This window comes from Streptomyces sp. CA-142005 (assembly GCF_050942335.1).
Taxonomy (GTDB): domain Bacteria; phylum Actinomycetota; class Actinomycetes; order Streptomycetales; family Streptomycetaceae; genus Streptomyces.
Window position 1 is genome coordinate 3,674,912 of the sequence record NZ_CP192078.1, and the last position, 25,366, is coordinate 3,700,277.

Here is a 25,366-nt window from a genome sequence, read left to right on the forward strand (position 1 = left end):
TTCCGCTACGCGCTCACGGGCTCCGGCGTGCGGTCGGCGGCCGGCGCCGGGCGGGACAGCCGGCCCGGCCACCACACCCTGCGCCCGAGCGCGACGCTCGCGCTGGTCACCAGGTAGGTGCGGACGAGGAAGGTGTCCAGCAGGACGCCGACGGCGATGACGAAGCCCAGCTCGACCAGCGGCACCAGGCCCATGTTCGTCAGCACCGCGAAGGTGGCGGCGAGCACCAGCCCGGCGGAGGCGATGACGCCGCCGGTGGTGCGCAGGGCGGTGAGGGCGGCCGCCGCCGGTTCGGCGCCCTTGACCGACTCCTCCCGCATCCGGTGCATCAGGAAGATGCCGTAGTCGACGCCGAGGGCGACGAGGAAGACGAAGGACAGCAGGCCGAGGCCGGGGTCGGTGCCGGGGAAGCCGAACAGGGGCCCGAAGACGAGTCCGCCGAGGCCGAGGGCGGCGCCCCAGACGGCGACCACGGCGGCGACGAGGAGCAGCGGGGCGACCAGGGAGCGCAGCAGGACGACCAGGATCAGCAGCACGGACAGGAGCACGATCGGGACGACCACCAGGCGGTCGCGGGCATTGGTGTCCTTCAGGTCGAGTTGCTGGGCGCTGGGGCCGCCGACGTGGGAGCCGGGCAGCCGGTGCCGGAGCGCCTCGATGGTGGCGGTCTCGGCGGCGGACTGGGGCGGGGCGGACGCGGTCACGGTGATCTCGGTCCAGCCTCCGCCGGTACGGCCCTGCCGCGCGTCGGCCACTCCCCGGGTGCCCTTGACCGCGGCGAGGGTGGCGTCGGCCCGGCCGACCGGGGTGAGCACCTCGATGGGCTGCGCGGACCGCTCCGGGTAGGCCTTGGCCACGGTTTCCATGGCGGTCACGGACTCGGGCCGGTCCACGAAGGTGTCCAGTTGCTTGATCGCGCCGGGCAGGTTCAGGGCGCCCAGCGCGAGCGCGCCGAGCAGGACGGCGCCGGAGGCGAGGACGGTCAGCGGGCGGCGCCCGGCCGAGGAGCCCATCGCCGCGAACAGGGACCGGCGGGCCTTGGGCGTACTGCCGTGGGCGGGTACGAGCGGCCAGAAGACCCGGCGGCCCAGCAGCACCAGGACGGCCGGCAGCAGGGTCAGCATGGCGGCGAGCGCGCACAGCACGCCGACCGTGCCGAGCGGTCCCATGCCCCGGCTGGAGTTGAGGTCGGCGGCGAGCAGGCAGAGCAGTCCGGCGGCGACCGTGCCGGAGGAGGCGAGGACGGCGGGTCCGCAGCCGCGCAGGGCGGCGCGCATCGCGTCGTACGGCGTCTCGTGGCGCCGCAGCTCCTCGCGGTAGCGGGAGACGAGGAGCAGGGCGTAGTCGGTGCCGGCGCCGAAGACGAGGATGGTCATGATGCCGGCGCTCTGGCCGGAGACGGTGGTGCCGAAGGCCTGGTTGAGGCCGTAGGCGGCGGCACGGGCGAGGAAGTCGGAGAGGCCGGCGACGACGAGCGGGACCAGCCACAGCAGGGGGCTGCGGTAGATGAGGATGAGCAGGACCGCGACGACGGCGACGGTGGTGTAGAGCAGGGGGCCGCCGAGCGAGGCGTACACGCCGGAGGCGTCGGTGGCGAGGGCGCCCGGCCCGCCGACGCGCACGGCCAACCCGCCCTGCCCCTGGGCGACTTGGCGGACGTCGTCGACGAACGCGTCCCGCTTCTTCTCGTCCGTGCCGGGCTCGTTGCTGGTGACCGGGTACATGAGGGTGGTGCCGTCGGCGGACGGGATGCCGGGCGGGGTGCCGGTGGCGAGGCGGTGGCGGTCGGCGATCTCGGCGACCTGCGTCCGTGCCGTGGTCCGGTCGGCTGCGGTGAGTCCGGTCGCCCGGTGGTAGACGAGGACGAGCTCGGTGGTCTCGCCGCCGGGCAGCCGGTCCTGCAGCTTGGCGACCTGGGTGGAGTCGGCGGACGCCGGCAGATAGTCGGTGGCCCGGTTGTGCTGCACATCGCCCAGCTTGGCGGCGAACGGGGCGGCTACGGCCAGCAGCACCGCCCACAGCCCGACCACCAGCCAGGGCAGCGCCCGGCTCGTCCGTGTTTTCGCGGCCCCCATGGAAATCGGGCCTCCCCTTCGCAGTGGATGTCTGGACACGGCTTCCAGACTTCCGGCGAAAGGGGCGGCGATCGTCGGGCGCGGGAGCGAGTTCGGCGGTACTGCACGGGGTGACCGGCCGCCCTGATTACTCCCCGGGGAGTACCGACCTGCGCACCCCGGCACCCGCGCGCCGAGGCACCATGGACCCGCACCGCCCGCACACCATGGCCACGCACGCCTTACGGCCCCACGCACCTGGGCCCCGCGCGCCGAAACCCCACTGCCGTCAGGACGATGTGCGCGCCGCCACCGGCAGGCGGGGAACGGCGGGGGCACAGATGGTCACGGCGGCACCGACCATGGTCAGGGCGTCGCATCCGGCGGGGGCGCGGCGGGTCCAGGGCGCCGAACCCTCCCTGCCGTCAGGACGGCGTCCGCGCCGCCACCGGCAGGCGGGGAACGTCGTCCGCACAGATGGCCAGGACCGCACCGACCATGGACAGGGCGCCGCATCCGGCGGGGCGCAGAGACCGCCGCGCGGTATGTCCAGGGCGCCGAAACCCCCCTGCCGTCAGGACGGTGTGCGGGCCGCCGCCGGCAAGCGGGTCACGTCGTCCGCACAGATGGCCAGGACCGCACCGACCATGGACAGGGCGCCGCATCCGACGGGGCGCAGAGACCGCCGCGCGGTATGTCCAGGGCACCGAAACCCCACTGCCGTCAGGACGGCGTCCGCGCCGCCGCCAGCAAGCGGGTCACGTCGTCCGCACAGATGGCCAGGACCGCACCGACCGTGGTGAGGGCGTCGCATCCGGCCGGGGCGCAGAGACCGCCGCGCGGTATGTCCAGGGCACCGAAACCCCACTGCCGTCAGGACGGCGTCCGCGCCGCCGCCGGCAAGCGGGTCACGTCGTCCGCAGAGATGGCCAGGACCGCACCGACCGTGGTGAGGGCGTCGCGTTCGGCGGGGCGCGGAGGCCGCCGGCGCGGCGTGGCCAGGGCGCCGAAACCCCGCTGCCGTCAGGACGGTGTGCGGGCCGCCGCCAGCAGGCGGGTCACGTCGTCCGCGCGGATGGTCAGGGCCGCGCCGACCGTGGTGAGGGCGTCGCGTTCGGCGGGGGTGTAGGGGCCGTCGGCGAGGGCGATGCGGGCGGCCTGGAGGAGGAGGGACTCGCGGCCGGCGGGGGCGAGGTGCGGGGCGAGCGGGTCCAGGGCCTCGTGCAGCTCTATGGTCAGGCTGGTGCCGCACTCGGCGCCGAGGACCCGGCCGGTGTCGGCGGCGAGGGCGTCGACCAGGGCGGCCAGCTGTTCCTCGGTGCAGCCGTCGAAGCCGGCCGCGCGCACGGCACCGGCGGCCGTCTCCAGGGCCGTACGGGAGGAGGTGCCGCCCGCGGCGAGCACGGCGAGGGCGACGGTGTGCACGGCGTCGCGGAGCATCGCGGAGAAGCGGCGGGTGGTGGGATGGTCGAGGACGTCGGTGCCGTAGTGGTGGCGGCAGGCCGCGCACTCCACGACCGGGCCGGCGGTGCCGCGCGGCAGCAGGGGGACGCCGAGCAGGGTGAGCCTGCGGCGGCCGGTGAGCCGCTGGTAGTTGCGGTCGCCTCCGCAGCCGGGGCAGTAGAACTCGCCGTCCCCTACGGGTGTCCACGCGGTGCGGACGCGCAGGATGTGCGCAGCCCTGGTGGCACGGCCGTCTCGTCCCCGTACTGGCAGCACGTCGCACCTCCGTAACGACGCCGCAACATCGCGGCGCTGGCGTGATGTTAGCCACATCAGCGAGGCTGAGTCAGTACCCCGTAGGAGACCTTTCTGTGACCTGATCGGCCCTGTGGCCGGGAACAGCCGGGGCCCCGGCCGCCGTATACAGCGGCCCGGGCCCCGAAACTCCCGGTCAGAAGGGTCAGCGGGCGGCGCGGTTGACGGCCGAGACGACCGCCTTCAGCGACGCACGCGTCGTGTTCGCGTCGATGCCGATCCCCCACAGGACCTTGCCGTCGATCGCGCATTCGATGTAGGAGGCGGCCTGTGCGGAGGCGCCCTCGCTCATCGTGTGCTCCTGGTAGTCCAGCAGGCGTACGTCGATGCCGATGGACTGCAGGGCGTCGAAGAAGGCCGAGATCGGACCGTTGCCGGTACCGGTCAGGACGGTGTCCTCGCCGTCCACCGTCGCCTCGACGGTCAGGGTGTCGATCCCGTCGGTGTCCGTCGTCGACTGGCCCGTGCGGACCTGGATGCGGCCCCAGGGGTTGTCCGGGTTCGGCAGGTACTCGTCCTGGAAGACCGCCCAGATCTCCTTCGGCGTGATCTCGCCGCCCTCGGCGTCCGTCTTCGCCTGGATGAGCTTGGAGAACTCGATCTGCATCCGGCGCGGCAGGTCCAGCTTGTGGTCGTTCTTCAGGACGTAGGAGATACCGCCCTTGCCGGACTGGGAGTTGACGCGGATGACGGCCTCGTAGGAGCGGCCGACGTCCTTGGGGTCGATCGGCAGGTACGGCACCGCCCACTCGATGTCGTCGACGGTGACGCCCTTGGCCTTGGCGTCGGCCTCCATGGCGTCGAAGCCCTTCTTGATGGCGTCCTGGTGGGAGCCGGAGAAGGACGTGTAGACCAGGTCGCCCACGTACGGGTGGCGCGGGTGGACCTCCATCTGGTTGCAGTACTCCCACGTACGACGGATCTCGTCGATGTCGGAGAAGTCGATCTGCGGGTCGACGCCCTGCGAGAACAGGTTCATGCCCAGGGTGACCAGGTCGACGTTGCCGGTGCGCTCGCCCTGCCCGAACAGGCAGCCCTCGACGCGGTCGGCGCCGGCCATCAGGGCCAGCTCGGCCGCCGCCACGGCCGTACCGCGGTCGTTGTGCGGGTGGACGGACAGGCAGACGTACTCGCGGCGGGAGAGGTTGCGGTGCATCCACTCGAAGCGGTCCGCGTGCGTGGACGGGGTCGAACGCTCCACGGTGGCGGGCAGGTTGAGGATGATCTCGCGGCCCGGGCCCGGCTGGTAGACGTCCATCACCGCCTCGCAGACCTCCAGCGCGAAGTCCAGCTCGGTGTCGGTGAAGATCTCGGGGCTGTACTGGTAGCCGAACTCGGTCTCGGGGCCCAGCAGCTTCTCGGCGTACTCCATCACCAGGCGGGTGCCGTCCACCGCGATCTGCTTGATGTCGTCCTTGGAGCCGCGGAAGACCACCCGGCGGAACACGGGAGCCGTCGCGTTGTACAGGTGGACCGTGGCGCGCTTGGCGCCCTTCAGGGACTCCACGGTCCGCTCGATCAGGTCCTCGCGGGCCTGGGTCAGTACGGAGATCGTGACGTCGTCGGGGATCGCGCCCTCTTCCTCGATGATCGAGCGCACGAAGTCGAAGTCGGTCTGGCCGGAGGCGGGGAAGCCGACCTCGATCTCCTTGTAGCCCATCTTCACCAGCTGGTCGAACATCCGGCGCTTGCGCTCGGGCGACATCGGGTCGATCAGGGCCTGGTTGCCGTCGCGCAGGTCGGTGGAGAGCCAGCGGGGGGCGGCGGTGATGCGCTGCTCCGGCCAGGTGCGGTCCGGGATGTCCACCTGCTCGTAGCGGCCGTACTTGTGGATCGGCATGGAACTGGGCTGCTGGCGGTTGGCCATGATGGCGTGGGCTCCTTGGTGTCCGGAGATCCGGATGTCCGGGTGGACGGCCGACGACGCAACGCCAGAGCTCCGCGGGGAGGGAGTCGGCCTTGTGACTACAGGCCCTCGCCGCGGCAGCTAAGGAGAAGCAGCCCGAAACGCATGATGCGTCGCAGCCTATCCGAGCCGCCCCGGACACGGGGACGCGTTTCAGTATGCGGGACCGCCGTCGCAAAAGAGACAAAAAGTGCGCCGCACCACATCGCCCTAGCACACCGTCACGGAGCGTCGCGCTCCTGTCCCGGTATTTCACCAATCATGGTGGCCGCTAGTGACATCGGTGTCACTGAGTGCAATGGTGCGGGGCATGACGACCAACGGGGGCTTCGAGCCCGTCTTCTGCACGATCGTGCCGCCGCACGTCCTCGACAAGCTCGCCCGGGCCGAGGACTCCGCGCTCTCCGGCCCGGCCCGCCGGTCCCTGGAGCACGACGCCTACCAGCGCACCAAGCGCCGCCTGACCACGGTCATCGGTGCGCCCTCCGTCGCCGCGCCCGCGGGCGCCGCCGCGGACCAGCCGCACCGCACGATCTACGACGCCCGGCACACCCAGGACCTGCCCGGCACGCAGGTCCGCGCGGAGGGTTCCGACCCGGTCCCGGACGCCACCGTCAACCGCGCCTACGCGGGCCTCGGCGCCACCTTCGAGCTGTACCTGAAGGCCTACGGCCGGCACTCCATCGACGACGACGGGCTGCCGCTGGACGCCACCGTCCACTACGACCAGAACTACGACAACGCGTTCTGGAACGGCGAGCAGATGGTGTTCGGCGACGGCGACGGCGAGATCTTCCTCGACTTCACCATCCCGGTCGACGTCATCGGCCACGAGCTGACCCACGGCGTCACCCAGCACACCGCGAACCTGGAGTACTTCGGCCAGTCCGGCGCGCTCAACGAGTCGGTCTCGGACGTCTTCGGCTCGCTGATCAAGCAGTACACCCTCGGCCAGACCGCCGACGAGGCCGACTGGCTGATCGGCGCGGGCCTGCTCGCCCCGCAGGTGCACGGCACCGCGCTGCGCTCGATGAAGGCCCCGGGCACGGCGTACGACGACCCGAACCTGGGCAAGGACCCGCAGCCGGCGACCATGGACCACTACGTCCGCACCGGCCGCGACAACGGCGGCGTGCACATCAACTCGGGCATCCCCAACCACGCCTTCTACCTGGTCGCCACGGCCATCGGCGGCAACGCCTGGGAGAAGGCCGGGCAGATCTGGTACGACGTGCTCACCGGCGGCGAGCTCAAGAGCGACGCGCTGTTCGCCGACTTCGCCACGCAGACGGTGAAGGCGGCCCGGGAGCGGTACGGCGCCGGAGACGAGCTCCAGGCCGTGCAGAAGGCGTGGGAACAGGTCGGGGTGCGGACGCTGTAGTACCGCGACGCCGCGGTACTGGAGACTGAGCCCATGCGGATTCAGGTGAGGCGCACAGGCGGGTTCGCGGGCATCGAGCGCCGGGCCGAGGTGGACACCTCGGCCCGGCCCGACGCCGCCATCTGGCACGCCCTGGCCGAACGCGTCCTCGCGTCCGGCCGGGGCACCCCCCCGGACGGCGTCCCGGACGGCTTCCGGTACGAGATCACGGTGGACGGCCGCACGGTGTACGCGGCCGATCCCCGACTCACCGAGGAACAGCGGGAGTTGATCACGAAGGTGCTGAAGGAAGGGGCGTGAGGACGGGTTCCCGCCGGGGCGTTGACTTCCGTTACCGGGGGTAAGGATGATCCGGCCATGGCGACTGACGCAGGCAACCCGATACCTCGGTTCCCGGCCGGCTTCCTGTGGGGTGTGTCGACCTCCGCCCATCAGATCGAGGGGGCGGCGGACGAGCGCGAGGCGTCCGTGTGGGACGTGTTCACGGCCGAGCCGGGGCGGGTGAAGGACGGTTCGACGGCGGCGGTGGCCTGCGACCACTACCACCGCCACCAGGAGGACGTGGCCCTCCTCGCCGGCCTCGGCGTGGACGCGTACCGCTTCTCCGTCTCCTGGCCCCGCGTCGGCTCCCCCGGCGGCCTGGACTTCTACGACCGCCTGGTGGACGAGCTGTGCGCGGCGGGCGTACGGCCCGTGCCCACCCTCTTCCACTGGGACCTGCCCGCCTCGCTGGACTGGCTGGAGCGGGACACGGCGGAACGGTTCGCCGAGTACGTGTCCGTGGTGGCCGACCGGCTCGGCGACCGCGTCACCAAGTGGATCACCCTCAACGAGCCCGCCGAGCACACCCTCCTCGGCCACGCCCTCGGCGCCCACGCCCCCGGCAGGCAACTCCTCTTCGACGCGCTCCCGGTCGCCCACCACCAGCTCCTCGCCCACGGCCTCGCGGTCCGGGCCCTGCGCGCGGCCGGGGCGACGGACATCGGCATCGCCAACTCCCACGGCCCCACCTGGCCCGCCTCCGCGGAACCCGCCGACGTGGAGGCGGCCGGCTTCTACGACGTCCTGCTCAACCGCCTGTTCGCCGAGCCGGTCATCCTCGGGCAGTACCCGGACGGCATGGGCGAGTTGATGCCCGGCGACGTGCACGAGGACCTGAAGGTCATCGCCGAGCCCGTCGACTGGTACGGGATCAACTACTACGCGCCGACCCGGGTGGGTGCGCCCGGCGGCACCGGCAGCGAGTACGGCGGCCTCGCGCTCCCCGCAGAACTGCCCTTCTCGGTGCGGGAGATAGAGGGCCGGCCGGTGACCGACTTCGGCTGGCCGATCGTCCCGGAAGGCCTCACCGAGCTGCTGTGCGGCTTCCGCGAGACCTACGGCGACAAGCTCCCGCCCATCGTCATCACCGAGAACGGCTGCTCCTACGACGGCCTCGACGACCAGGACCGCATCGCCTACCTGGACGCCCACATCCGCGCCCTGCACACCGCCGTGGAGGCCGGCGTGGACGTGCGCGGCTACTTCGTGTGGTCCCTGATGGACAACTTCGAGTGGGCCGAGGGCTATCAGCGCCGCTTCGGCCTGGTGCACGTGGACTACACCTCGCTGAAGCGCACCCCGAAGGCCTCCTACCACTGGTTCCGGGACATGCTCCGGGCGCAGAGCTGACGGCCCGGGATGACCGCGCAGGATGACGGCACGGAGACGGCCACGGCCCGGCCCCCGGCCGCGCTGGCCGAGCCCGTCGTACCGGTCGGCCGGGGCTGGACGGCGGCCCTCTCGCTGGCCAACGGGGCGATCTGGGTCGGCTGGTTCGGCCCGCTGCAGATCCTGCTCGCCTCCCAGGCGGGGGACTTCGCACCCGGCTCCGGGATGTCCAAGGAGACGATGCTGGCCTGGGTGACCGGCGCCGGCGCGGTGGTCTCCCTGTTCGCCAACCCGCTCTTCGGCGCCCTGTCCGACCGTACGACCGCCCGCCCCGGCCGCCGCACGCCGTGGATCGTGGCCGGGGCGGCGGGCGGCGCGCTGTCCTTGCTGCTGCTCGCCCGGGCGGGCGGGGTGTGGTCCATGGCGGTGGGCTGGTGCCTGGTGCAGCTCACGCTGAACGCGGCGTTCGCCGCAGTGACGGCGGCCGTGCCGGACCGGGTGCCCCGGCGCCAGCGCGGCGCGGTGGGCGGGTGGTTGGGGGCGGCGCAGATCCTGGGCGTGGTCGGCGGCACGGGACTGGCGACCGTGGCGGGCGGAGTGGGGGCCGGGTATGCGGCGTGCGCGGTGTTCACGGTGGCGGGTGTGCTGCCGTACGTCCTGCGGCATCCGGATCTGCGGCTGTCGGCCGATGACCGCCCGCCGTGGAACTGGCGCGGCTTCCTCGCCGGCTTCTGGCTGAGCCCGCGCCGCTACCCCGACCTCGGCTGGGCCTGGCTGACCCGCTTTCTGATCAACCTCAGCAACGCGCTGGTGCTGTTGTACCTCCTCTACTACCTGCGGGACCGGCTGCACTACGCCGACCCCGACCGGGGTGTGCTGATCCTGACCGCCGTGAACAGCCTGACGCTGATGGCGACGGTCGTGGCGGGCGGCGTCTGGTCGGACCGGGTGGGCCGGCGCAAGCCGTTCGTCGTCTGGTCGGGCGTGCTGATGGCGGTGGCGACGGCGGCCCTGGCCGGCTGGCAGACCTGGCCCGGCGCGCTCGTGGCGGCGGCCGTCCTCGGCGTCGGCTTCGGCGTGTTCACCTCCGTCGACTTCGCGCTGATGACGGACGTCCTGCCGAAGGCGCTGGACCGGGGCAAGGACCTGGGAGTCGTCAACGTGGCCAACGCCCTGCCCCAGGTGGCGGCCCCCGCCCTGGCGGCGCCGATCGTGACCTACCTGGGCGGCTACCGGGTGCTGTACCTGGTGGCGGCGGTGATCGGGCTGGCGGGGGCGGTGCTGGTGGGGCGGATCAGGGGAGTCGACTAGCCGGCCGGACAGGGCCGGGCGGCTCAGAGGACTCCGGCGTCGCGGGCGGACCAGACCGTCGGGTAGAGGGGCCGGAAGCCGAGGTCACGGCGGATCCGCTCGGTGGACATGACTCCCAGCCACGGGTCGGGGTCGGTCCGGGTGTGCATGTCGGCGGGCGGCTCGACGCCGTTGAGCCGATGCAGCTCGACCGCGGTGACGGGGGCGTCGTCGGCGATGTTGTAGACCGGGCCGCTCACCGCCGGTGCGTACAGCAGGCGCAGCAGCCCCTGGGCGACGTCGGCGTGGTGGCCCATGTGCAGCCGCTGGGTGGACGCCCAGTGCGTGGCCCAGCGCAGGGACTGCGCGAGGTGCGGGTCGCCGTCGCCGTAGACGAAGGGCAGCCGGCCGACGCGCACCTCCATGCCCTCCAGCGCGAGCAGCTCGCGCTCGGCCGCCGCCTTGGACTCGGGATAGGCGCCCCACATCGCGCCGCCGGGCCGGGTCTCGTCGTCCTCGGTCAGCGGCCGGCCCCGCCCGACGCCGTACACGAGACCCGTGCTGACCTGCACGAAGCGCCGCACGCCCGAGGCGAGCGCGGCGCGGCCCAGGGCCACGGCCGCGTCCCGGTTGACGGCCCACGCCTCCTCGTCCGGCACCCCGCGGAAGGACGCCGCGATGTTCACGACCGCGTCCACCCCGGCGAGCGCCTTGCCGAGCGTCTCCTCGTCCCGCAGATCGCCGACGGCGACCTGGGCGCCCAGCTCCGCGAAGGCCTCGCCGCGCGGCGCGTCCCGCACCAGGACCCGTACCTGCTCGTCCGGCTGCCGCTGGGCCAGCAGCCTCGGCACGAAGCGCCGGCCGACCTGTCCCGTGGTGCCCGTCACCAGTGTCAGCATCCTCTGCTCCTCTCGGTCTGGTGCCACCACTGTCGGACGGGGCCGCGAGGGGCGGGAGAGACCTCCCGATCAGGGGACTGGCACTCCCTGGATAACGCCTGCCTTCTGCTCCACCCTGAAGAGGTGAACCGAGCCGAACTCGCCGACTTCCTGCGCCGTGGCCGTGCCCGCCTGGACCCGACCGACGTGGGGCTCGCTCCCGGCGCCCGGCGCCGCACCCCGGGCCTGCGGCGGGAGGAAGTGGCGTCGCTGGCCGGTATGTCGGTCGACTACTACACCCGGCTGGAACAGTGCCGGGGCCCGCGCCCGTCCCGTCAGATGCTCACGGCACTGGCGCGGGCGCTGCGCCTGACCGACGACGAACGGGACCACCTCTTCCACCTGGCGGGCGAGGAGCCGCCCCGCCGGGAGACGGCGTCCGCCCATGTCCGGCCCGGGCTGCTGCTGGTCCTGGACCGGCTGCACGACGCGCCGGCGCTGGTGGTGACGGACTGCGGTCAGGTGCTGGCGCAGAACGCGCTGTCCAGGGCGCTCTCAGGAGACGCGCTGGCCCGCCCGGCGCGCGAACGCAACCTGGTCCGCCGCTTCTTCCTCGACCCGGCGGGACGCGGGCTCTTCCCGCCGGAGGACATGCCGGACCACGCGCGTCAGCACGTGGCGAACCTGCGCGCGGTGGCCGCCGCCCGCCCCGACGACCCGGAACCGGCCGCCCTGGTGGCCGAACTCCGCGCCGCCAGCGAGGAGTTCGCCCGTCTGTGGGACGAGCACGAGGTGGCGGTGCGGCGCGGCGCGACGAAGCGTTTCCGGCACCCGGTCGTGGGTCTCCTGGAACTCGACTGCGAGGTCCTCCTGACCGACGACCACCGCCACCACCTCGTCCTCCACACGGCCCGCCCGGGCACAGAGTCGTACGAACGGCTCCAGCTGCTGAGGGTGGTGGGCCTGCAGGACATGACCCCCCAGGGCGCCGCCGGTTAGAACCTGAGCTTGCGCAGCTGCTTCGGGTCCCGCTGCAGTCCTTGGCCATCTTCACGTGCAGGCCCAGGCCGTATCGATGTACGGCTACCGCCGCGCGGCCCGCGTGCCGAGCAGCGACCGCCGGGACAGACGCCCAGGCGGGCCCGAGCGGAACTCAGAAACCCAGCTTGCGCAACTGCCTCGGGTCGCGCTGGCAGTCCTTGGCGACCTTGACGTGCAGGTCGAGGCCGTACCGATGTGCGGCAACCGCCACGCGGCCGGCGCCCCGAGCAGCGCCCGCCGGGGCAGACGCCCAGGCGGGCCCGAGCGGAACTCAGAAGCCCAGCCTGCGCAGCTGCTTCGGGTCGCGCTGCCAGTCCTTGGCGACCTTCACGTGCAGGTCGAGGAAGACCGGCGTGCCCAGCAGTGCCTCGATGTGCTTGCGGGACTTGATGCCGACCTCCTTCAGGCGCTTGCCCTTGGGGCCGATGATGATGCCCTTCTGGCTGGGGCGCTCGATGTAGACGTTGGCGTGGATGTCCAGGAGGGGACGGTCCGCGGGGCGGTCCTCGCGCGGGAGCATCTCCTCCACGACGACGGCGATGGAGTGCGGCAGCTCGTCGCGCACGCCCTCCAGCGCGGCCTCGCGGATCAGCTCGGCGACCATGACCTGCTCGGGCTCGTCGGTGAGGTCGCCCTCGGGGTAGAGGGCCGGGCCCTCCGGCAGGAGCGGGATCAGGAGGTCGGCCAGGAGGTCCACCTGCTTGGAGCCCACCGCCGACACCGGCACGATCTCCGCCCACTCGAGGCCCAGCTCCTTGCCCAGCTGGTCGATCGCGATGAGCTGCTCGGCGAGGGTCTTGGAGTCGACCAGGTCGGTCTTGGTCACGATCGCGACCTTCGGGGTCTTCTTGATCCCGGCGAGTTCCTTGGCGATGAAGCGGTCGCCCGGGCCGATCTTCTGGTCCGCGGGCAGACAGAAGCCGATCACGTCGACCTCGGCCCAGGTCGTACGGACCACGTCGTTCAGCCGCTCGCCGAGCAGCGTGCGCGGCTTGTGCAGGCCGGGGGTGTCGACCAGGATCAGCTGGGCGTCGGGCCGGTGCACGATGCCCCGCACCGTGTGCCGGGTGGTCTGCGGCCGGTTGGACGTGATCGCCACCTTCTGCCCGACCAGAGCGTTCGTGAGGGTGGACTTGCCCGCGTTGGGACGGCCCACGAAGCAGGCGAAGCCGGCGCGGTGGTGGGCCTCGGCCGGCTGCTCGGATGACTGGGTACGAACGCTCATGCCGTTCATTGTCCCTGATCCACGAGCCCCCGCCGTACCGTGAGGTTTCGGTAACCCTCAGGCAATGAAACGTCACGGAAACACACCTGTACGCAACCGGAAACGCTCACCGGTGACCCTCTGACGAGCCCGCACACCCGTTGGAGACGCCCGTGACTTCCGCCGCCGCGCACGTGAACACCGGCGACACCGCCTGGCTGCTCGCCGCGACCGCCCTCGTCCTGCTGATGACCCCGGGCCTGGCCCTGTTCTACGGCGGCATGGTCCGCACGAAGAGCGTCCTCAACATGCTGATGATGAGCTTCGTGTCGATCGCCCTGGTCACGGTGGTGTGGCTGGCGGCCGGCTACTCCCTCGCCTTCGGGGACGACATCGGCGGCGGACTGATCGGCGGACTCGGCCACGCCGGAATGGCGCACCTCGGCCCGGGCAGCGTGCACGGCACCGTCCCCACCCTCCTCTTCGCCACCTTCCAGCTCACCTTCGCGATCATCACCGCGGCCCTGATCAGCGGTGCGGTCGCGGACCGTACGAGCTTCTCGGCGTGGCTGGTCTTCGTCCCGGTCTGGACCCTCCTGGTATACGTTCCGATCACCCACTGGGTGTGGGGCCCGGGCGGCTGGATCGCCGGCACGCTCGGCGCGCTCGACTTCGCGGGCGGTCTGCCCGTCGAGATCACCTCCGGCGCCTCCGGTCTCGCCCTGTGTCTGGTCCTCGGGCCCCGGCTCGGGTTCAGGAAGGACGCCATGCGCCCGCACAACCTGCCCATGGTGATCCTCGGCGCCGGTCTGCTCTGGTTCGGCTGGTTCGGTTTCAACGCGGGCAGCGCGCTCGGCGCGAACGGCCTCGCCGCGGCCGCCTTCCTGAACACCCTGGCCGCCGGCTGCACCGGCCTGCTGGGCTGGCTCTTCGTCGAGCAGAAGCGCGACGGCCACCCCACCACCCTGGGCGCCGCCTCCGGAGCGGTCGCCGGCCTGGTCGCGATCACGCCGTCCTGCGGCACGGTCTCCCTGCTCGGCGCGCTGATCGTCGGTCTGGCCGCCGGTGTCGTCTGCTCCTACGCGGTGAGCTGGAAGTTCAAGCTGAACTACGACGACTCCCTGGACGTCGTCGGCGTCCACCTGGTCGGCGGCGTCATCGGCACCCTGCTGATCGGCCTGTTCGCCGAGAAGGCGATGACCGGCGGCACACAGGGCCTCTTCTACGGCGGCGGACTCGCCCCGCTCAGCAGGCAGGCGCTCGCCGTGGTGGTCGTGGCCGGCTACGCCTTCGCGGTGACGTACGGCCTCGGCAAGCTGCTCGACAAGGCGATGGGCTTCCGCGCGAGCGAGGAGCAGGAGCACACCGGCCTGGACCTTACGGTGCACGCCGAGACGGCTTACGATCACGGGGTCCTGGGGCACGGCGCCCCGGTCGCCCACTCCGTCCTCCCCTCCACTCAGAAGGTCAAGTCCCAGGCATGAAGCTCATCACCGCGATCGTCAAGCCGTACCGTCTGGACGAGGTCAAGACCGCCCTGCAGGAGCTCGGGGTACACGGTCTGACCGTGACCGAGGCGAGCGGCTACGGCCGGCAGCGCGGCCACACCGAGGTGTACCGGGGGGCCGAGTACCGGGTCGATCTGGTGCCGAAGGTCCGGATCGAGGTCGTGGTCGAGGACGCGGTCGCCGACGACGTGATCGACGCGATCGTCGGGGCCGCGCAGACGGGGAAGATCGGGGACGGGAAGGTGTGGGCCGTGCCCGTGGAGACGGTCGTACGGGTGCGGACCGGCGAGCGCGGTCCGGACGCCCTCTGAGCCGGGGGCTGTCGTGGGGGGCGAATGGTACGTGCTCGTCGAGACGAAGAAGGGGGACGGCGACGGCTGGATCCTGAAGGACAAGGTGCATGTGGAGGGCGGCAGGGAACAGGCCCTGGCGCGTGCCGAGGAGTTGAGCCTCACGTACACGCGTGGGCTCTACCTCAGCCGCTCCGACCACGGCCGCGTCGTGTTCCGCATCTCCGAGACGAGTTGGTTGGCGGAGATCACGGAATCGTTGTGGTCCACCTCCTACGAGGAGGCGTTCACGATAATGCGGTACGCCCGGCTGACCGTCGCGCAGCTCATCTCCTCGAGGGAGCCTCCTCCCGTCGAGCGTCCCGCGCCGAAGAAGGGGAGATTGCGCCGCGCCCTCGGCCGGGACTGACGGCCCGTGCCCGACGCGCCCTGACCAGTAGTGCTCCGGTCACCACTCCGGCCACGAACACGAGCCCGGCGAGCAGCCAGGGCAGGGCGAGGAAGGAGGCGCTCGCCGACTGCCGGGTGCCGGTGGCGCTCGCGGTCAGCGTCACCTCCGCCCGGTCGAGCTGGGGCGCTTTGGACCAGGTCTCGGTGAGCCGGACGCGCTGTCCCGGCAGCAGCTCGGACGGCACCCGGGTCAGCTCGCGGTCGAGCAGCGTACGGCCGAACAGCCCGCGTGCCTTCAGCTCCACCGTGGGGTCGAGGGTGACGTTCCCGGTGTTGCGCAGGGTGTAGGAGACGGTCGCCGTGCCGGTGCCGAGCCCCGGGATCAGGGGCTGGTGGTGGGTGATGCGCAGCTGTCCGACGGAGAGCGCGGGCAGCGTGGGCCCGCCGACCCGGAGGTAGACCCGGGCGCCGACGGCCCGCTGCACGCCGAGCGCGAGCCGCCCGCTGCCGGGATCGACCCGCTCGTCCAGGGCGACGACGGCACCCGGGTGGTCACCGGGCTGGGCACCCGGCGGGACGCGGAGGGTGAAGGGCACGGTGACGGTCGTATGGCCGGGCACGGTGACCCGGGACTTCGCGAGCCGGGCCCAGGCGCCCACCCCGAGCATGCGCTCCTTGACGGTCCGCACGGCGAAACCGCCGTCCCGGGCGGTGTTGTAGGCGTCGGCCGCGTAGAGGCGGAAGGTGAGCGGACGGCCGGTCTTGTTCTGGACGGCGACCTTGTCGGTGAGGGTCTGGCCGGGGTCGGCGGAGAGGTAGAAGTAGGGCCGCGCGGCGATCTTCGAGGCGACCGGGTAGACGGACCAGCTGCCGTTGTCGGCGGCGTGGGCGGGCGTGGCCTGCCATGCCAGCATCAGGCCCAGGAGGAGGACGTACAGCTTGCGCATGGGTGCGGACCCCCACGGACGGAAGACAGGGGCGGGAGACGGGGGACGGGCGGGTGCGGACGCCCGCACGCTCAGGTGAGCGTCAGTGTGAGCACGCCGGAGTACGCGCCCGGAGGCGTGAACGCCGGTACGGCCAGGGAGAGTCCGGCGTCGACGGTGAACTCGCCGCCGGTGAGCGTGCCGTCGGGGGTCGACGCGAGGGTCGCTCCCGAGGCGCCCACGGCGCCCGCCGAGCCGGCCTTGCAGGTGCTGGGGCTGCCCGCCTTGGTCGCGCACGCGGGCGTCCAGCTCAGCTTTCCGGCGTCGATCTTGCCGCCGGGACCGGTGAAGTCGGTGACCTTGCCGGTCAGGGACCAGCCCGCGGGCCCGCCGCGGAAGTCCTGCACGGTGACCGTCTGCAGCTTGCCGGTCGAGGCCCCGCCCTTGCCGAAGTCGACCGCCGACAGCGCGACGGAGTCCCCGGCCTGGGACATGGACAGCGTGCCCGCCTTGACGGTGGTGGTCAGCTTCTGGCTGCCGGGCGGAACGGGGGTGTTGTCGTTGACGACGTAGGCCGCGGGGCCCGCGCCCTTGTCCGCGCTCCAGGCGCCGCCCTCGTAGGCCACGATCCCGGTCGTCGTCCTGTCGTTGACGACGAGGGAACCGCTGAAGGAGCCCTGGGCGTTCGCGGTCACGGTCGCGGTGTCCGCGGTCTGGGTGTTCCCGGACCGCCCGGCCAGGGTGACGGTGGCGCCCGGCGTGAAGTTGCTGCCGGTGACGGTCACGCCTGCCCCCGGGTCACCCGAGGCCGAACTCAGCGAGATGGCCCGGGTGTTGGCGGGGGTCCCGTCGGTGGCCGTCACGGTCTGGGACACCGGGGCGGGCGGATCGGTGACCGTACACGGCGTGTCCAGCTCCAGGATGTAGCTGGTGTGGATGTTGTAGTCGCCGGGCGAGAGGGTGATCTGTCCGGCCTTGGTGACGGTGAACGTGCCGGTCATGGAGAAGGACGGGAAGGTCGCCTTCCCCGGCACCGGCGGGTTCTTCTTCGGCCCGGCGACGGTCACGTCCCCCGTCTGTGCGCCGCCGAGGGTCACCTTTCCGGTCGGGGTCATGATGTCGGCGGGCAGGGCCAGGTCGGTGGGGTTGCCGGCGGCTGCCGTGACAACCGTGTACGTGACGGTGACGGTGTCGCCGACCTTGGGGTTGGCGTTGTCCACCGACACGGCGGCGGTCGTGGTGCCGTCGATCGGCGGGATGCCCGCGACGGCGGGCGGGATGCAGTGCGTGGCGAAGTCCACGTTCGTGCCGGCGGCGCCGGCCGGACAGGCCAGCGCGCCGCCCGCGGTGACCGCGAGGGCGGTCGCCCCGAACAGGGACGCCCAGCGCCACCGTCGGGATCTTCGTGGTGTTGGGGGTGTCGAACCCATGGGGCCCCCTCCTGAGGGTTGCGGGCGCAGCGGCTCATCTGCGCCGACAGGGGGCATTGATGTGGAGCCGGAGTGAGAAGTCAATGGAGATGCCGCAGAAATCTGACGGATCATCAGTTTCTGCGGCATCCGGAACACACCGCTCAGTCCGCTCAGTCGAAGACGAACGGGCCGGGTGACTGCGGGCCGCTTGCCGTGCAGGTCACGGTGACCCCGAAGATCACCATCTTCAGTGAGCCGCCGTAGGCGTCCAGGCTGTCACCGGAGGCGACGGTGCCGGGGAGCGGGCCGACACTGACGGCGTCGCCGGTGTCCATGGCGGGGTTCCTGGTCCCGCTGAAGACCACCGATCCGCCGCCGGCCCTGGCCATGGTGAGGGTGGAGGAGATGGAGTCCTGCGCGACCGCGACCGGCGCGGTGATCGCGGAGGAGGTGAGGGTGATGGTGGCCGAGGTGCCGCTCTGGGTCGCGGTGAGCGTGGCCGTGCCGCCGCCGAAGATGCCGCAGCTCGCGGTGATGGTCGCCGCCTGTGGGGTGACGGCGGCCGCGGAGGGCGCGAAGGCCAGTCCGGTGACCGCGAGGGCCCCGGCGGCCAGTGCCGCACCCGTTGCCGTGCGCTTGCCTCTCATGGGGATCCGCTTCCCTTCCCTGTGGGGGGTGTGGGGGGACACCGACGGGCGGGGAGGCCTGCGCAGGCGGCAGGGCACACTGCGCCGGCGGTGCGGATCTGACGGCCCGTCGGAGACGTACGGTTTTATTGATGCGCAGGGGCAGGGAGCCAACAAGGTTGAATTCCAGCCGACCTTGCGTTCGGCCGGTGCTTCGGTACGTCAGCCGGCGGAAACGGTGACCCGCACGACCCCGTCGAGCCCGGCCAGCAGCACCGGCGTCCCCGCACCCCCCAGGTCGGCCACCGCGGCCAAGTCCTCGTCGGCCACGGACTCGGCGTCACTGACGAGCGCCGCCGCCTCCAGCGAGCCGGCCCCCGACGCCACCGCCATGGCAACGGCGGTACGCAGCGCGCTCAGCCGCAGCGAGGGCAGCGCAACCGACCCGGCGACATAGGTACGCCCCGTCTCGTCCCGTACCGCCGCGCCCTCCGGCACACCGTTACGGACCCGGGCGGAACGGGCCAGGGTCACGATCTTGCGGTCCTCGGGGTCAAGCGCGTTGCTCTCGGTCATGCCCAGAGCATACGAAGCCACGGCCCACCCACCCCGCCACGGGGTACCGCGTCACCCCGCCACCGGGTACATCGCGCCCCGCCGTCCCTCCGGAGAGGCCAGCCACTCCAGCTTCGCCGCGGTGTTCGCCTCGTCCAGCGGAGTGTGCAGCACGATCATCAGATCGGGCCGGGCCGGCACCTTCATCACCGTCGACTCCACGACCAGCAGCCCGGCCAGCGGATGGTCCAGCTCCTTGCGGATCTGCCCCTGGTCCTCGATGTCCCGCTCTTCCCACATCGCCCGGAACTCGGCGCTGGCCTCGCTCACCTCGGCGAGCACCGCCCGGAACCCCTCGTCCTCCGGCCGCGCCGCACACGCCGCCCGGAACTGGGCCACGACCGTGCGCGCGTTCTGCTCCCAGCTGTGGCTGCGCGACCGGTAGAGCGGGTCGGTGAAGAAGTCGACGAGACAGTTCTGCGTGATCTCCGGCCGCATGCCCAGCACGATCGCGGCCGCGTCGTTGTACATCACGCAGTTGTAGTACAGGTCCATGATGTGCGCCGGATACGGCATCCAGGTGTCGATCAGCCGCCGCAGCCCGTCGCACATGTCCCGCTTCTCCGGCGCCACTTCGGGCGCCGGCGGGTTCATCCCGGCCAGCAGATACAGGTGCCGGCGCTCGGCGTCGCTCAGCCGCAGCACGCGGGCGACGGCGTCGAGCACCTGCGGGGAGACGGAGATCTCCCGGCCCTGCTCCAGCCACTGGTACCAGGAGGCGCCCACCCCGGCGAGCACCGCGACCTCCTCCCGGCGCAGTCCGGGCGTACGGCGCCGGCCGCCGCCGACGGGCAGCCCGGCCTCCTCGGGACTGACCCGGGCCCGCCGGCTGATCAGAAACTCGCGCAGTTCGTTGCGCCGTTCGCTCCTCATCGCCCCCGCAGCAGGCACGTACCGCTCCTCCCCCGTCGTGTCTGGTGGTGCCACCACCACCATAAGTTCCGACTCCCCACCGGTATTCCGCCCGCCCGAAGCTCGGTACATGGCGATCGACACCACCACCCAGACCACCACCTCCACGGGCACACCGCTCGACACCCCCCGGCCGCCCCGGTTGTCGACGCGTGACAAGCTCGTCCTGTTCGTGCTGTGCGCGGCCCAGTTCATGGTCGCGCTGGACTTCTCCGTCCTGAACGTGGCCCTGCCGGAACTCGGCACCGACCTCGGCATGAGCCGCTCGGCCCTGCAGTGGGCGGTCACCGCGTTCGCGCTGCCCTCCGGCGGCTTCCTGCTGCTCTTCGGCCGGATGGGCGACCTGTACGGCCGCCGCAAGCTGTTCCTGACCGGCCTGGCCCTGTTCGGCGCGGCCTCGCTGCTGGCGACCCTGGCCTGGGACCCGGCGTCCTTCCTCACCGGACGCGCGCTGCAGGGCCTCGGCGCGGCGGCGATCGTCCCGACCGGGATGTCCCTGCTGACCACCACCTTCCCGGAGGGGCCGGCCCGCGACCGCGCCCTCGGCGTCTCCGGCACCCTGCTGTCGCTCGGCTTCACCGTCGGCATGGTCGCGGGCGGCGTGCTGACGGACGCGCTCGGCTGGCGCTCCACGATGGCCCTGCTGTCGGTGTTCGCGCTCGTCGTGCTGCCGCTGGCCCCGGGCCTGCTGCCGGAGTCGCGCACCCCGGAGCGTCCGTGCCTGGACGTGCCCGGCGCGGTCACCGTCACCACCGGCCTGCTGTCCCTGATCTACGCCCTGTCCACGGCCGCCGACCACGGTTTCGGCCGCCCGGACGTCATCACCACCCTGGTCGCCGGCCTGCTCCTGCTGGCCGCGTTCACGGTCGTGGAGTCCCGTACGGCCACCCCGCTCGTCTCGCTGCCCATGCTGCGCCGCCGCACGGTGGCCTGGGGCAATGTGGGCGGCTTGGTCACCTTCTCGATGATGTCCACCGTCGTCTTCGTCCTGACCCTGTACCTGCAGGAGATCCTGCGCCTGTCGGCCTTCGAGACGGGCCTGGTCTTCGGCGTCCAGGGCGTGCTGTCGGCCGTCGCCGGCTCGCTCGCCCCGAGGGTGATCGGCCGCTTCGGCGCCCGCCGCACCCTGGTCGGCTCACTGACCGGCCAGGGCGCGCTGATCGCGACGCTGCTCCTGCTGAACTCCCACGTCTGGTCGGTGTGGCTCGCCACGGCGGCGGTGTCCCTGGCCAGCATGTGCCACCTGGGCGCGATCATCTCGTACGGCCTGACCGTCACCTCCGGGGTCCCGGACGAGGAGCAGGGCCTGGCCACCGGTCTGGTGACCTCCACCCAGCAGGTCGGCATCACGGTCGGCATCCCGCTGCTGGGCGTCCTGGCCACCACCTCCGGCGATCTGCTGACCGGCGTCCACACCGTCCTGGCCCTGGACGCGGCGATCGTCCTCGCCGCCGCGGTCCTGGTCGCACTGGGCCTGCGCGGGCGTAGCCGACGACCCAGGTCGGCTCGGCCCGCCGGATCGCCTCGAAGTCGAGCAGCGGCAGCAGGTCGATGGCGGTCTCCCCGCCCCACGGGGGCACCACGGCCCGTATCTCCGGGTCGGTCAGCATCCCGGCCAGCTCGGCCGCGCGCTCGGCGGCCGGCGCGCTGAGGTGGGTCGAGCCGTCCATGCACCGGCCGACGACCACCTCGTACCCCCGCGCCTCGATCTCCCGGACCGCGACATCGAGCCGCCCCCGGAGCTCCTTGGCCACTCCGGCAGAGGGAGAGGTCACACCGACGCGGTCACCGGGGCGCAGGGGGCGCGGATATCTGATCGTCATACGGGCATCCCACCGTGCGCCGATCGCCCCGGGCAACCGGATTCACGGCCGGTCCAGCCGCAGCCGCTCCGCCCTCGGCAGTCCCGCGACGACGAGGTCGTACGAGTCCTCGATCAGCTCTTTCACCAGCCGCTCGGGCAGGGCGCCGTCGACGGTCACGGTGTTCCAGTGCCGCTTGTTCATGTGATACCCGGGAATGATCAGGCCCTCGTGCTCACCGCGCAGCCGGATCGCGTCCTCCGGGTCGCACTTGAGGTTGATCGTGAGGGGCCGCGCGCCCAGGTTCGACAGGGCGAACATCTTGCCCAGCACCTTGAAGACCGACGTCTCGGGGTTGAACGGGAAGTCCTCCACGGCCGCGTTGAAGGACAGGCAGAAGGCGCGCAGCTTCTCGGGGGTCACTCGGATGTCGCCTCCTCGGCGGCCGGCACGGGGACGGGTTCCACCAGGACCGTCACGATCTTGTTCCGGCGTCCGGCCGCGGCCTCCGCGGTCAGCTTCAGCCGGCGCTCGTCGGGCAGCTCGACCTCGGCGGACGCGCCCGCGATGGGGACCCGGCCGAGGGCCTTGGCGAGCAGTCCGCCGACGGTCTCCACGTCCTCGTCGTCGTACTCCTCCAGGCCGTACAGCTCGCCGAGGTCGGTGATGTCCAGGCGGGCGGTGACCCGGAAGCGGTCGTCGCCGAGGTCCTCGACCGGCGGGAGTTCCCGGTCGTACTCGTCGGTGATCTCGCCGACGATCTCCTCGAGGATGTCCTCGATGGTGACGATGCCGGCGGTGCCGCCGTACTCGTCGATGACGACGGCGACGTGGTTGCGTTCCTTCTGCATCTCGCGCAGCAGGTCACCGGCGTTCTTGGTGTCCGGCACGAAGGCGGCGGGCCGCATGGCGGTGGAGACCAGGTCGCCCTCCGCCTCCCGGCTGATGTGCGTCTTGCGGACCAGGTCCTTCAGATACACGATCCCGACGATGTCGTCCTCGCTCTCGCCGGTGACCGGGATCCGGGAGAACCCGGAGCGCAGGGCGAGCGTGAGGGCCTGCCGGATGGTCTTGAAGCGCTCGATGGTGACCAGGTCGGTGCGCGGCACCATGACCTCGCGCACCAGTGTGTCGCCCAGCTCGAAGACCGAGTGCACCATGCGGCGCTCCTCGTCCTCGATCAGCGACTCCTTCTCGGCGAGGTCGACCAGCGCGCGCAGCTCGGCCTCGGAGGCGAACGGGCCGCGCCGGAAGCCCTTGCCCGGGGTGAGGGCGTTGCCGATGAGGATGAGCAGGGACGGGATCGGGCCCATGATCCGGGCCAGCGGCAGCAGCACGTACGCCGCCGCGGTCGCGGTGTTGAGGGGGTGCTGACGGCCGATGGTCCGCGGGGACACCCCCACGGCGACGTACGACACCAGGACCATGACCCCGATGGCGATCAGCAGGGCCTGCCAGGTGTCCTTGAACTCCTCCAGGCAGGCGTAGGTCACCAGGGCCGCGGCCGCCATCTCGCAGGCGACGCGGACCAGCAGGGCCACGTTCAGATAGCGGGTGGGGTCGGCGGCGACCTGGGCCAGCCGGGCGCTGCCGCGGCGGCCGGACTTGATGGCCTCCTCGGCCCGGAAGCTGGAGATCCGGGCGAGGCCCGCCTCCGCGCAGGCGGCGAGCCAGGCGACGACGACCAGCGCGATCGCGCCGATCACGATCTGCGGAGACATACGGCCCGCTTATGAGACGGTCGGCGCCGGGGACGGCCCGGTCAGCCCGCGCTCGGCGCGCCATCCGTCCACGATGGCGGCCTGGAGTCCGAACATCTCGGCCTTCTCGTCCGGCTCCTCGTGGTCGTAGCCGAGCAGATGCAGCACGCCATGGACGGTGAGCAGCTGGAGCTCCTCGTCCATGGAGTGCTGCGTCTCGGCTTCCGCCCCCTGCTTGGCAGCGACCTCCGGGCACAGCACGATGTCGCCGAGCAGCCCCTGCGGCGGCTCGTCGTCGTCCTTGGCCGGCGGCCGCAGCTCGTCCATCGGGAACGACATGACATCGGTCGGACCCGGCAGGTCCATCCACTGGATGTGGAGCTGCTCCATGGCGTCGGCGTCCACGACGATCACCGAGAGCTCGGAGAGCGGGTGGATGCGCATCCGCGCGAGCGCGTAGCGGGCGATGTCGAGGATCGCCTGCTCGTCGACCTCGGTGCCGGACTCGTTGTTGACGTCGATCGACATGGTCGTGCTGGTCTACTTCCCCTTGGTGCCCTTGACCCCGGACTTGCCACGGCCGCCCTTGTGGGTGCCGTTCTCGGTGCCGTACTTGCTGTCGTATTGCTCGTACGCGTCGACGATACGGCCCACCAGCTTGTGCCGTACGACATCGTGGGACGACAGCCGGGAGAAGTGGACGTCCTCGACGCCCTCCAGGATCTCCTGCACCTGTCGCAGACCGCTCTTGGTGCCGTTCGGCAGGTCGACCTGGGTCACGTCACCGGTGATCACGATCTTGGAGTCGAATCCGAGGCGGGTGAGGAACATCTTCATCTGCTCGGGGCTCGTGTTCTGCGCCTCGTCCAGGATGATGAAGGCGTCGTTGAGGGTCCGGCCACGCATGTACGCGAGCGGCGCCACCTCGATCGTCCCCGCCGCCATGAGCCGCGGAATGGAATCCGGGTCGATCATGTCGTGCAGCGCGTCGTACAGCGGGCGCAGGTAGGGGTCGATCTTCTCGTACAGCGTGCCCGGCAGGAACCCGAGCCGCTCCCCCGCCTCCACCGCCGGCCGGGTGAGGATGATCCGGTTGACCTGCTTGGACTGCAGGGCCTGCACGGCCTTGGCCATGGCCAGGTAGGTCTTGCCGGTACCGGCGGGTCCGATGCCGAAGACGATCGTGTGCTTGTCGATCGCGTCGACGTACCGCTTCTGGTTGAGGGTCTTCGGGCGGATGGTCCGGCCCCGCGAGGACAGGATGTTCTGCGTCAGCACCTGCGCCGGGGTCTCGGGCCCGTCGCTCGTCCCGTTCTCGCTCGCCTTGAGCATGGCGATCGAGCGTTCCACTGCGTCCTCCGTCATCGGCTGCCCGGTGCGGAGCACCAGCATCATCTCGTCGAACACGCGCGAAATGAGAGCAACGTCGGCGGGATCGCCGACCGCGCTGATCTCATTGCCCCGGACGTGTATGTCGGCCCCCGGGAAGGCCCTCTCGATCACACGCAGAAGGGAGTCGCCGGAACCCAGCACGGTCACCATGGGGTGCTGGGCGGGGACGGTGAACTGCGCTCTCGCCTGCTCCTGCGCGGGGGTGGTGTGAGCTGTGGGTGTCTGTGTCATGGGCCGGCTCTGAAGGCCTGCGCTTCCTCCTCGTCACGGCCGCGTAGCTGAGGGCGGCCTCGCGATTCCAGGGTACGACGGTGCACAGACAAGCCCGTAGGTCTTTTACACGGCCACCTCCTCAGCCGCCCCGACCCCACCGGCCCCACATCTCACCACCCGGGCCGGCCCCACCCCTCCGGGGGCACTCCCCAGACACCCGAGCCGACCTCATCCCGCCCGCCCCGCCAGAGCCACTTCCCAGCCAACCGAGCCGCCCCCAGCGGGGCTCACCCCCCAGCCGGACTCACCCCGCCCACCGGCCGTAGGCCACGTCTCAACCACCCGAGCCCACCCGCCAGGGACGACCCTGTCCCAGCCGCCCACCCCCAGGGAGGTACGACTTCCCAGCCGACCGAAG

Annotated in this window: 23 protein-coding genes and 2 pseudogenes; 9 read left to right on the top strand and 16 right to left on the bottom strand. The window is 71.7% G+C overall.

Annotated features, from left to right (window positions below):
- Positions 1-5 precede the first annotated feature (5 nt).
- The 4 genes and pseudogenes from ACQPXS_RS17380 to leuA form a co-directional block, all read right to left on the bottom strand.
- Positions 6-2,075 carry an MMPL family transporter gene (locus ACQPXS_RS17380; protein ID WP_433450220.1) on the bottom strand — a complete coding sequence of 690 codons (2,070 nt, stop codon included), beginning with the start codon at positions 2,073-2,075 and terminating at the stop codon, positions 6-8.
- An 852-nt stretch (positions 2,076-2,927) separates the two neighbouring features.
- Positions 2,928-3,035: pseudogene (locus ACQPXS_RS17385) on the bottom strand (TerB family tellurite resistance protein); the annotation flags it as partial.
- Between the two features lie 42 nt (positions 3,036-3,077).
- Entirely contained in the window at positions 3,078-3,773 is a 696-nt protein-coding gene (locus tag ACQPXS_RS17390; RefSeq protein ID WP_365325658.1) for a TerB family tellurite resistance protein, read from the bottom strand.
- 184 nt (positions 3,774-3,957) lie between these two features.
- Positions 3,958-5,679 carry a 2-isopropylmalate synthase gene (gene leuA / locus ACQPXS_RS17395; protein WP_365333629.1) on the bottom strand — a complete coding sequence of 574 codons (1,722 nt, stop codon included), beginning with the start codon at positions 5,677-5,679 and terminating at the stop codon, positions 3,958-3,960.
- A gap of 349 nt (positions 5,680-6,028) precedes the next feature.
- Between leuA and ACQPXS_RS17400 the strand changes: the two genes are divergently transcribed.
- From ACQPXS_RS17400 to ACQPXS_RS17415, 4 genes are read left to right on the top strand one after another with little or no spacing between them, the layout of a single operon-like run.
- Positions 6,029-7,099: a M4 family metallopeptidase gene (locus tag ACQPXS_RS17400; RefSeq protein ID WP_351797889.1), complete on the top strand. Its 1,071-nt coding sequence runs from the start codon at positions 6,029-6,031 to the stop codon at positions 7,097-7,099.
- A gap of 33 nt (positions 7,100-7,132) precedes the next feature.
- Positions 7,133-7,399: a protealysin inhibitor emfourin gene (locus ACQPXS_RS17405; RefSeq protein WP_433450222.1), complete on the top strand. Its 267-nt coding sequence runs from the start codon at positions 7,133-7,135 to the stop codon at positions 7,397-7,399.
- A gap of 57 nt (positions 7,400-7,456) precedes the next feature.
- Complete coding sequence (locus tag ACQPXS_RS17410) at positions 7,457-8,770, top strand: GH1 family beta-glucosidase (RefSeq protein WP_433450223.1); 1,314 nt, start codon at positions 7,457-7,459, stop codon at positions 8,768-8,770.
- 9 nt (positions 8,771-8,779) lie between these two features.
- The gene (locus tag ACQPXS_RS17415) at positions 8,780-10,060 is read left to right on the top strand and encodes an MFS transporter (RefSeq protein ID WP_433450225.1); all 1,281 of its coding nucleotides are present in this window, start codon (positions 8,780-8,782) and stop codon (positions 10,058-10,060) included.
- A 23-nt stretch (positions 10,061-10,083) separates the two neighbouring features.
- Here ACQPXS_RS17415 and ACQPXS_RS17420 read toward each other — a convergent pair whose 3' ends face one another.
- Positions 10,084-10,938, bottom strand: coding sequence for an NAD-dependent epimerase/dehydratase family protein (locus ACQPXS_RS17420; RefSeq protein WP_433450227.1), 855 nt, complete (start codon positions 10,936-10,938; stop codon positions 10,084-10,086).
- 123 nt (positions 10,939-11,061) lie between these two features.
- Here ACQPXS_RS17420 and ACQPXS_RS17425 point away from each other — a divergent pair, with 123 nt between their 5' ends.
- The gene (locus ACQPXS_RS17425) at positions 11,062-11,916 is read left to right on the top strand and encodes a helix-turn-helix transcriptional regulator (protein WP_433450228.1); all 855 of its coding nucleotides are present in this window, start codon (positions 11,062-11,064) and stop codon (positions 11,914-11,916) included.
- A 313-nt stretch (positions 11,917-12,229) separates the two neighbouring features.
- Here ACQPXS_RS17425 and era read toward each other — a convergent pair whose 3' ends face one another.
- Entirely contained in the window at positions 12,230-13,183 is a 954-nt protein-coding gene (gene era / locus ACQPXS_RS17430; protein ID WP_433450229.1) for a GTPase Era, read from the bottom strand.
- 152 nt (positions 13,184-13,335) lie between these two features.
- Between era and ACQPXS_RS17435 the strand changes: the two genes are divergently transcribed.
- From ACQPXS_RS17435 to ACQPXS_RS17445, 3 genes are read left to right on the top strand one after another with little or no spacing between them, the layout of a single operon-like run.
- Entirely contained in the window at positions 13,336-14,646 is a 1,311-nt protein-coding gene (locus ACQPXS_RS17435; protein ID WP_433450230.1) for an ammonium transporter, read from the top strand.
- Complete coding sequence (locus tag ACQPXS_RS17440) at positions 14,643-14,981, top strand: P-II family nitrogen regulator (RefSeq protein WP_433450231.1); 339 nt, start codon at positions 14,643-14,645, stop codon at positions 14,979-14,981. Before ACQPXS_RS17435 ends, ACQPXS_RS17440 begins: the two co-directional genes overlap by 4 nt.
- 13 nt (positions 14,982-14,994) lie before the next feature.
- Positions 14,995-15,369 carry a hypothetical protein gene (locus tag ACQPXS_RS17445; RefSeq protein WP_433450232.1) on the top strand — a complete coding sequence of 125 codons (375 nt, stop codon included), beginning with the start codon at positions 14,995-14,997 and terminating at the stop codon, positions 15,367-15,369.
- Here ACQPXS_RS17445 and ACQPXS_RS17450 read toward each other — a convergent pair.
- From ACQPXS_RS17450 to ACQPXS_RS17470, 5 genes are all read right to left on the bottom strand, one after another.
- Positions 15,287-16,297 carry a WxL protein peptidoglycan domain-containing protein gene (locus ACQPXS_RS17450; RefSeq protein WP_433450233.1) on the bottom strand — a complete coding sequence of 337 codons (1,011 nt, stop codon included), beginning with the start codon at positions 16,295-16,297 and terminating at the stop codon, positions 15,287-15,289. The two genes, ACQPXS_RS17445 and ACQPXS_RS17450, sit on opposite strands and share 83 nt — an antisense overlap.
- 71 nt (positions 16,298-16,368) lie before the next feature.
- The gene (locus ACQPXS_RS17455) at positions 16,369-17,706 is read right to left on the bottom strand and encodes a beta-xylosidase (protein WP_433450235.1); all 1,338 of its coding nucleotides are present in this window, start codon (positions 17,704-17,706) and stop codon (positions 16,369-16,371) included.
- Between the two features lie 152 nt (positions 17,707-17,858).
- A complete protein-coding gene (locus ACQPXS_RS17460) occupies positions 17,859-18,335 on the bottom strand; it encodes a hypothetical protein (RefSeq protein ID WP_433450236.1) in 477 nt (158 codons plus the stop codon).
- A 201-nt stretch (positions 18,336-18,536) separates the two neighbouring features.
- Positions 18,537-18,890, bottom strand: coding sequence for a cytidine deaminase (locus tag ACQPXS_RS17465; protein ID WP_351797866.1), 354 nt, complete (start codon positions 18,888-18,890; stop codon positions 18,537-18,539).
- 51 nt (positions 18,891-18,941) lie between these two features.
- Positions 18,942-19,802, bottom strand: a complete 861-nt coding sequence (locus tag ACQPXS_RS17470; RefSeq protein WP_433455844.1) for a helix-turn-helix transcriptional regulator — start codon at positions 19,800-19,802, stop codon at positions 18,942-18,944.
- A 109-nt stretch (positions 19,803-19,911) separates the two neighbouring features.
- On the opposite strand from ACQPXS_RS17470, the gene ACQPXS_RS17475 reads away from it, so the two are divergent.
- A complete protein-coding gene (locus tag ACQPXS_RS17475; protein WP_433450237.1) occupies positions 19,912-21,492 on the top strand; it encodes an MFS transporter in 1,581 nt (526 codons plus the stop codon).
- On the opposite strand, the pseudogene ACQPXS_RS17480 reads toward ACQPXS_RS17475, so the two are convergent.
- The 5 genes and pseudogenes from ACQPXS_RS17480 to ACQPXS_RS17500 form a co-directional block, all read right to left on the bottom strand.
- Positions 21,386-21,664 (bottom strand): annotated as a pseudogene (locus tag ACQPXS_RS17480) (LD-carboxypeptidase); the annotation flags it as partial. The gene ACQPXS_RS17475 and the pseudogene ACQPXS_RS17480 sit on opposite strands and share 107 nt — an antisense overlap.
- Positions 21,665-21,706: 42 nt before the next feature.
- Positions 21,707-22,066 (bottom strand): MmcQ/YjbR family DNA-binding protein, encoded by a 360-nt coding sequence (locus ACQPXS_RS17485; protein WP_351797862.1) that lies wholly within the window; start codon positions 22,064-22,066, stop codon positions 21,707-21,709.
- Positions 22,063-23,364, bottom strand: coding sequence for a hemolysin family protein (locus ACQPXS_RS17490; protein WP_433450239.1), 1,302 nt, complete (start codon positions 23,362-23,364; stop codon positions 22,063-22,065). Before ACQPXS_RS17490 ends, ACQPXS_RS17485 begins: the two co-directional genes overlap by 4 nt.
- A gap of 9 nt (positions 23,365-23,373) precedes the next feature.
- Positions 23,374-23,871: an rRNA maturation RNase YbeY gene (gene ybeY / locus ACQPXS_RS17495; RefSeq protein ID WP_351797859.1), complete on the bottom strand. Its 498-nt coding sequence runs from the start codon at positions 23,869-23,871 to the stop codon at positions 23,374-23,376.
- Between the two features lie 12 nt (positions 23,872-23,883).
- Complete coding sequence (locus tag ACQPXS_RS17500) at positions 23,884-24,966, bottom strand: PhoH family protein (RefSeq protein WP_356302575.1); 1,083 nt, start codon at positions 24,964-24,966, stop codon at positions 23,884-23,886.
- Positions 24,967-25,366: the final 400 nt, after the last annotated feature.

What these genes read in the sequence shown, in the direction of transcription:
- ACQPXS_RS17380 (WP_433450220.1), bottom strand. Translation starts at nt 2,075, where the DNA reads ATGGGGGCCGCGAAAACACGGACGAGCCGGGCGCTGCCCTGGCTGGTG.
- ACQPXS_RS17440 (WP_433450231.1), top strand. Translation starts at nt 14,643, where the DNA reads ATGAAGCTCATCACCGCGATCGTCAAGCCGTACCGTCTGGACGAGGTC.
- ACQPXS_RS17470 (WP_433455844.1), bottom strand. Translation starts at nt 19,802, where the DNA reads ATGAGGAGCGAACGGCGCAACGAACTGCGCGAGTTTCTGATCAGCCGG.
- ACQPXS_RS17455 (WP_433450235.1), bottom strand. Translation starts at nt 17,706, where the DNA reads ATGGGTTCGACACCCCCAACACCACGAAGATCCCGACGGTGGCGCTGG.
- ACQPXS_RS17460 (WP_433450236.1), bottom strand. Translation starts at nt 18,335, where the DNA reads ATGAGAGGCAAGCGCACGGCAACGGGTGCGGCACTGGCCGCCGGGGCC.
- ACQPXS_RS17420 (WP_433450227.1), bottom strand. Translation starts at nt 10,938, where the DNA reads ATGCTGACACTGGTGACGGGCACCACGGGACAGGTCGGCCGGCGCTTC.
- ACQPXS_RS17475 (WP_433450237.1), top strand. Translation starts at nt 19,912, where the DNA reads ATGGCGATCGACACCACCACCCAGACCACCACCTCCACGGGCACACCG.
- ACQPXS_RS17490 (WP_433450239.1), bottom strand. Translation starts at nt 23,364, where the DNA reads ATGTCTCCGCAGATCGTGATCGGCGCGATCGCGCTGGTCGTCGTCGCC.
- ACQPXS_RS17410 (WP_433450223.1), top strand. Translation starts at nt 7,457, where the DNA reads ATGGCGACTGACGCAGGCAACCCGATACCTCGGTTCCCGGCCGGCTTC.
- ACQPXS_RS17500 (WP_356302575.1), bottom strand. Translation starts at nt 24,966, where the DNA reads ATGACACAGACACCCACAGCTCACACCACCCCCGCGCAGGAGCAGGCG.
- ACQPXS_RS17450 (WP_433450233.1), bottom strand. Translation starts at nt 16,297, where the DNA reads ATGCGCAAGCTGTACGTCCTCCTCCTGGGCCTGATGCTGGCATGGCAG.
- ACQPXS_RS17400 (WP_351797889.1), top strand. Translation starts at nt 6,029, where the DNA reads ATGACGACCAACGGGGGCTTCGAGCCCGTCTTCTGCACGATCGTGCCG.
- leuA (WP_365333629.1), bottom strand. Translation starts at nt 5,679, where the DNA reads ATGGCCAACCGCCAGCAGCCCAGTTCCATGCCGATCCACAAGTACGGC.
- era (WP_433450229.1), bottom strand. Translation starts at nt 13,183, where the DNA reads ATGAGCGTTCGTACCCAGTCATCCGAGCAGCCGGCCGAGGCCCACCAC.
- ACQPXS_RS17405 (WP_433450222.1), top strand. Translation starts at nt 7,133, where the DNA reads ATGCGGATTCAGGTGAGGCGCACAGGCGGGTTCGCGGGCATCGAGCGC.
- ybeY (WP_351797859.1), bottom strand. Translation starts at nt 23,871, where the DNA reads ATGTCGATCGACGTCAACAACGAGTCCGGCACCGAGGTCGACGAGCAG.
- ACQPXS_RS17415 (WP_433450225.1), top strand. Translation starts at nt 8,780, where the DNA reads ATGACCGCGCAGGATGACGGCACGGAGACGGCCACGGCCCGGCCCCCG.
- ACQPXS_RS17465 (WP_351797866.1), bottom strand. Translation starts at nt 18,890, where the DNA reads ATGACCGAGAGCAACGCGCTTGACCCCGAGGACCGCAAGATCGTGACC.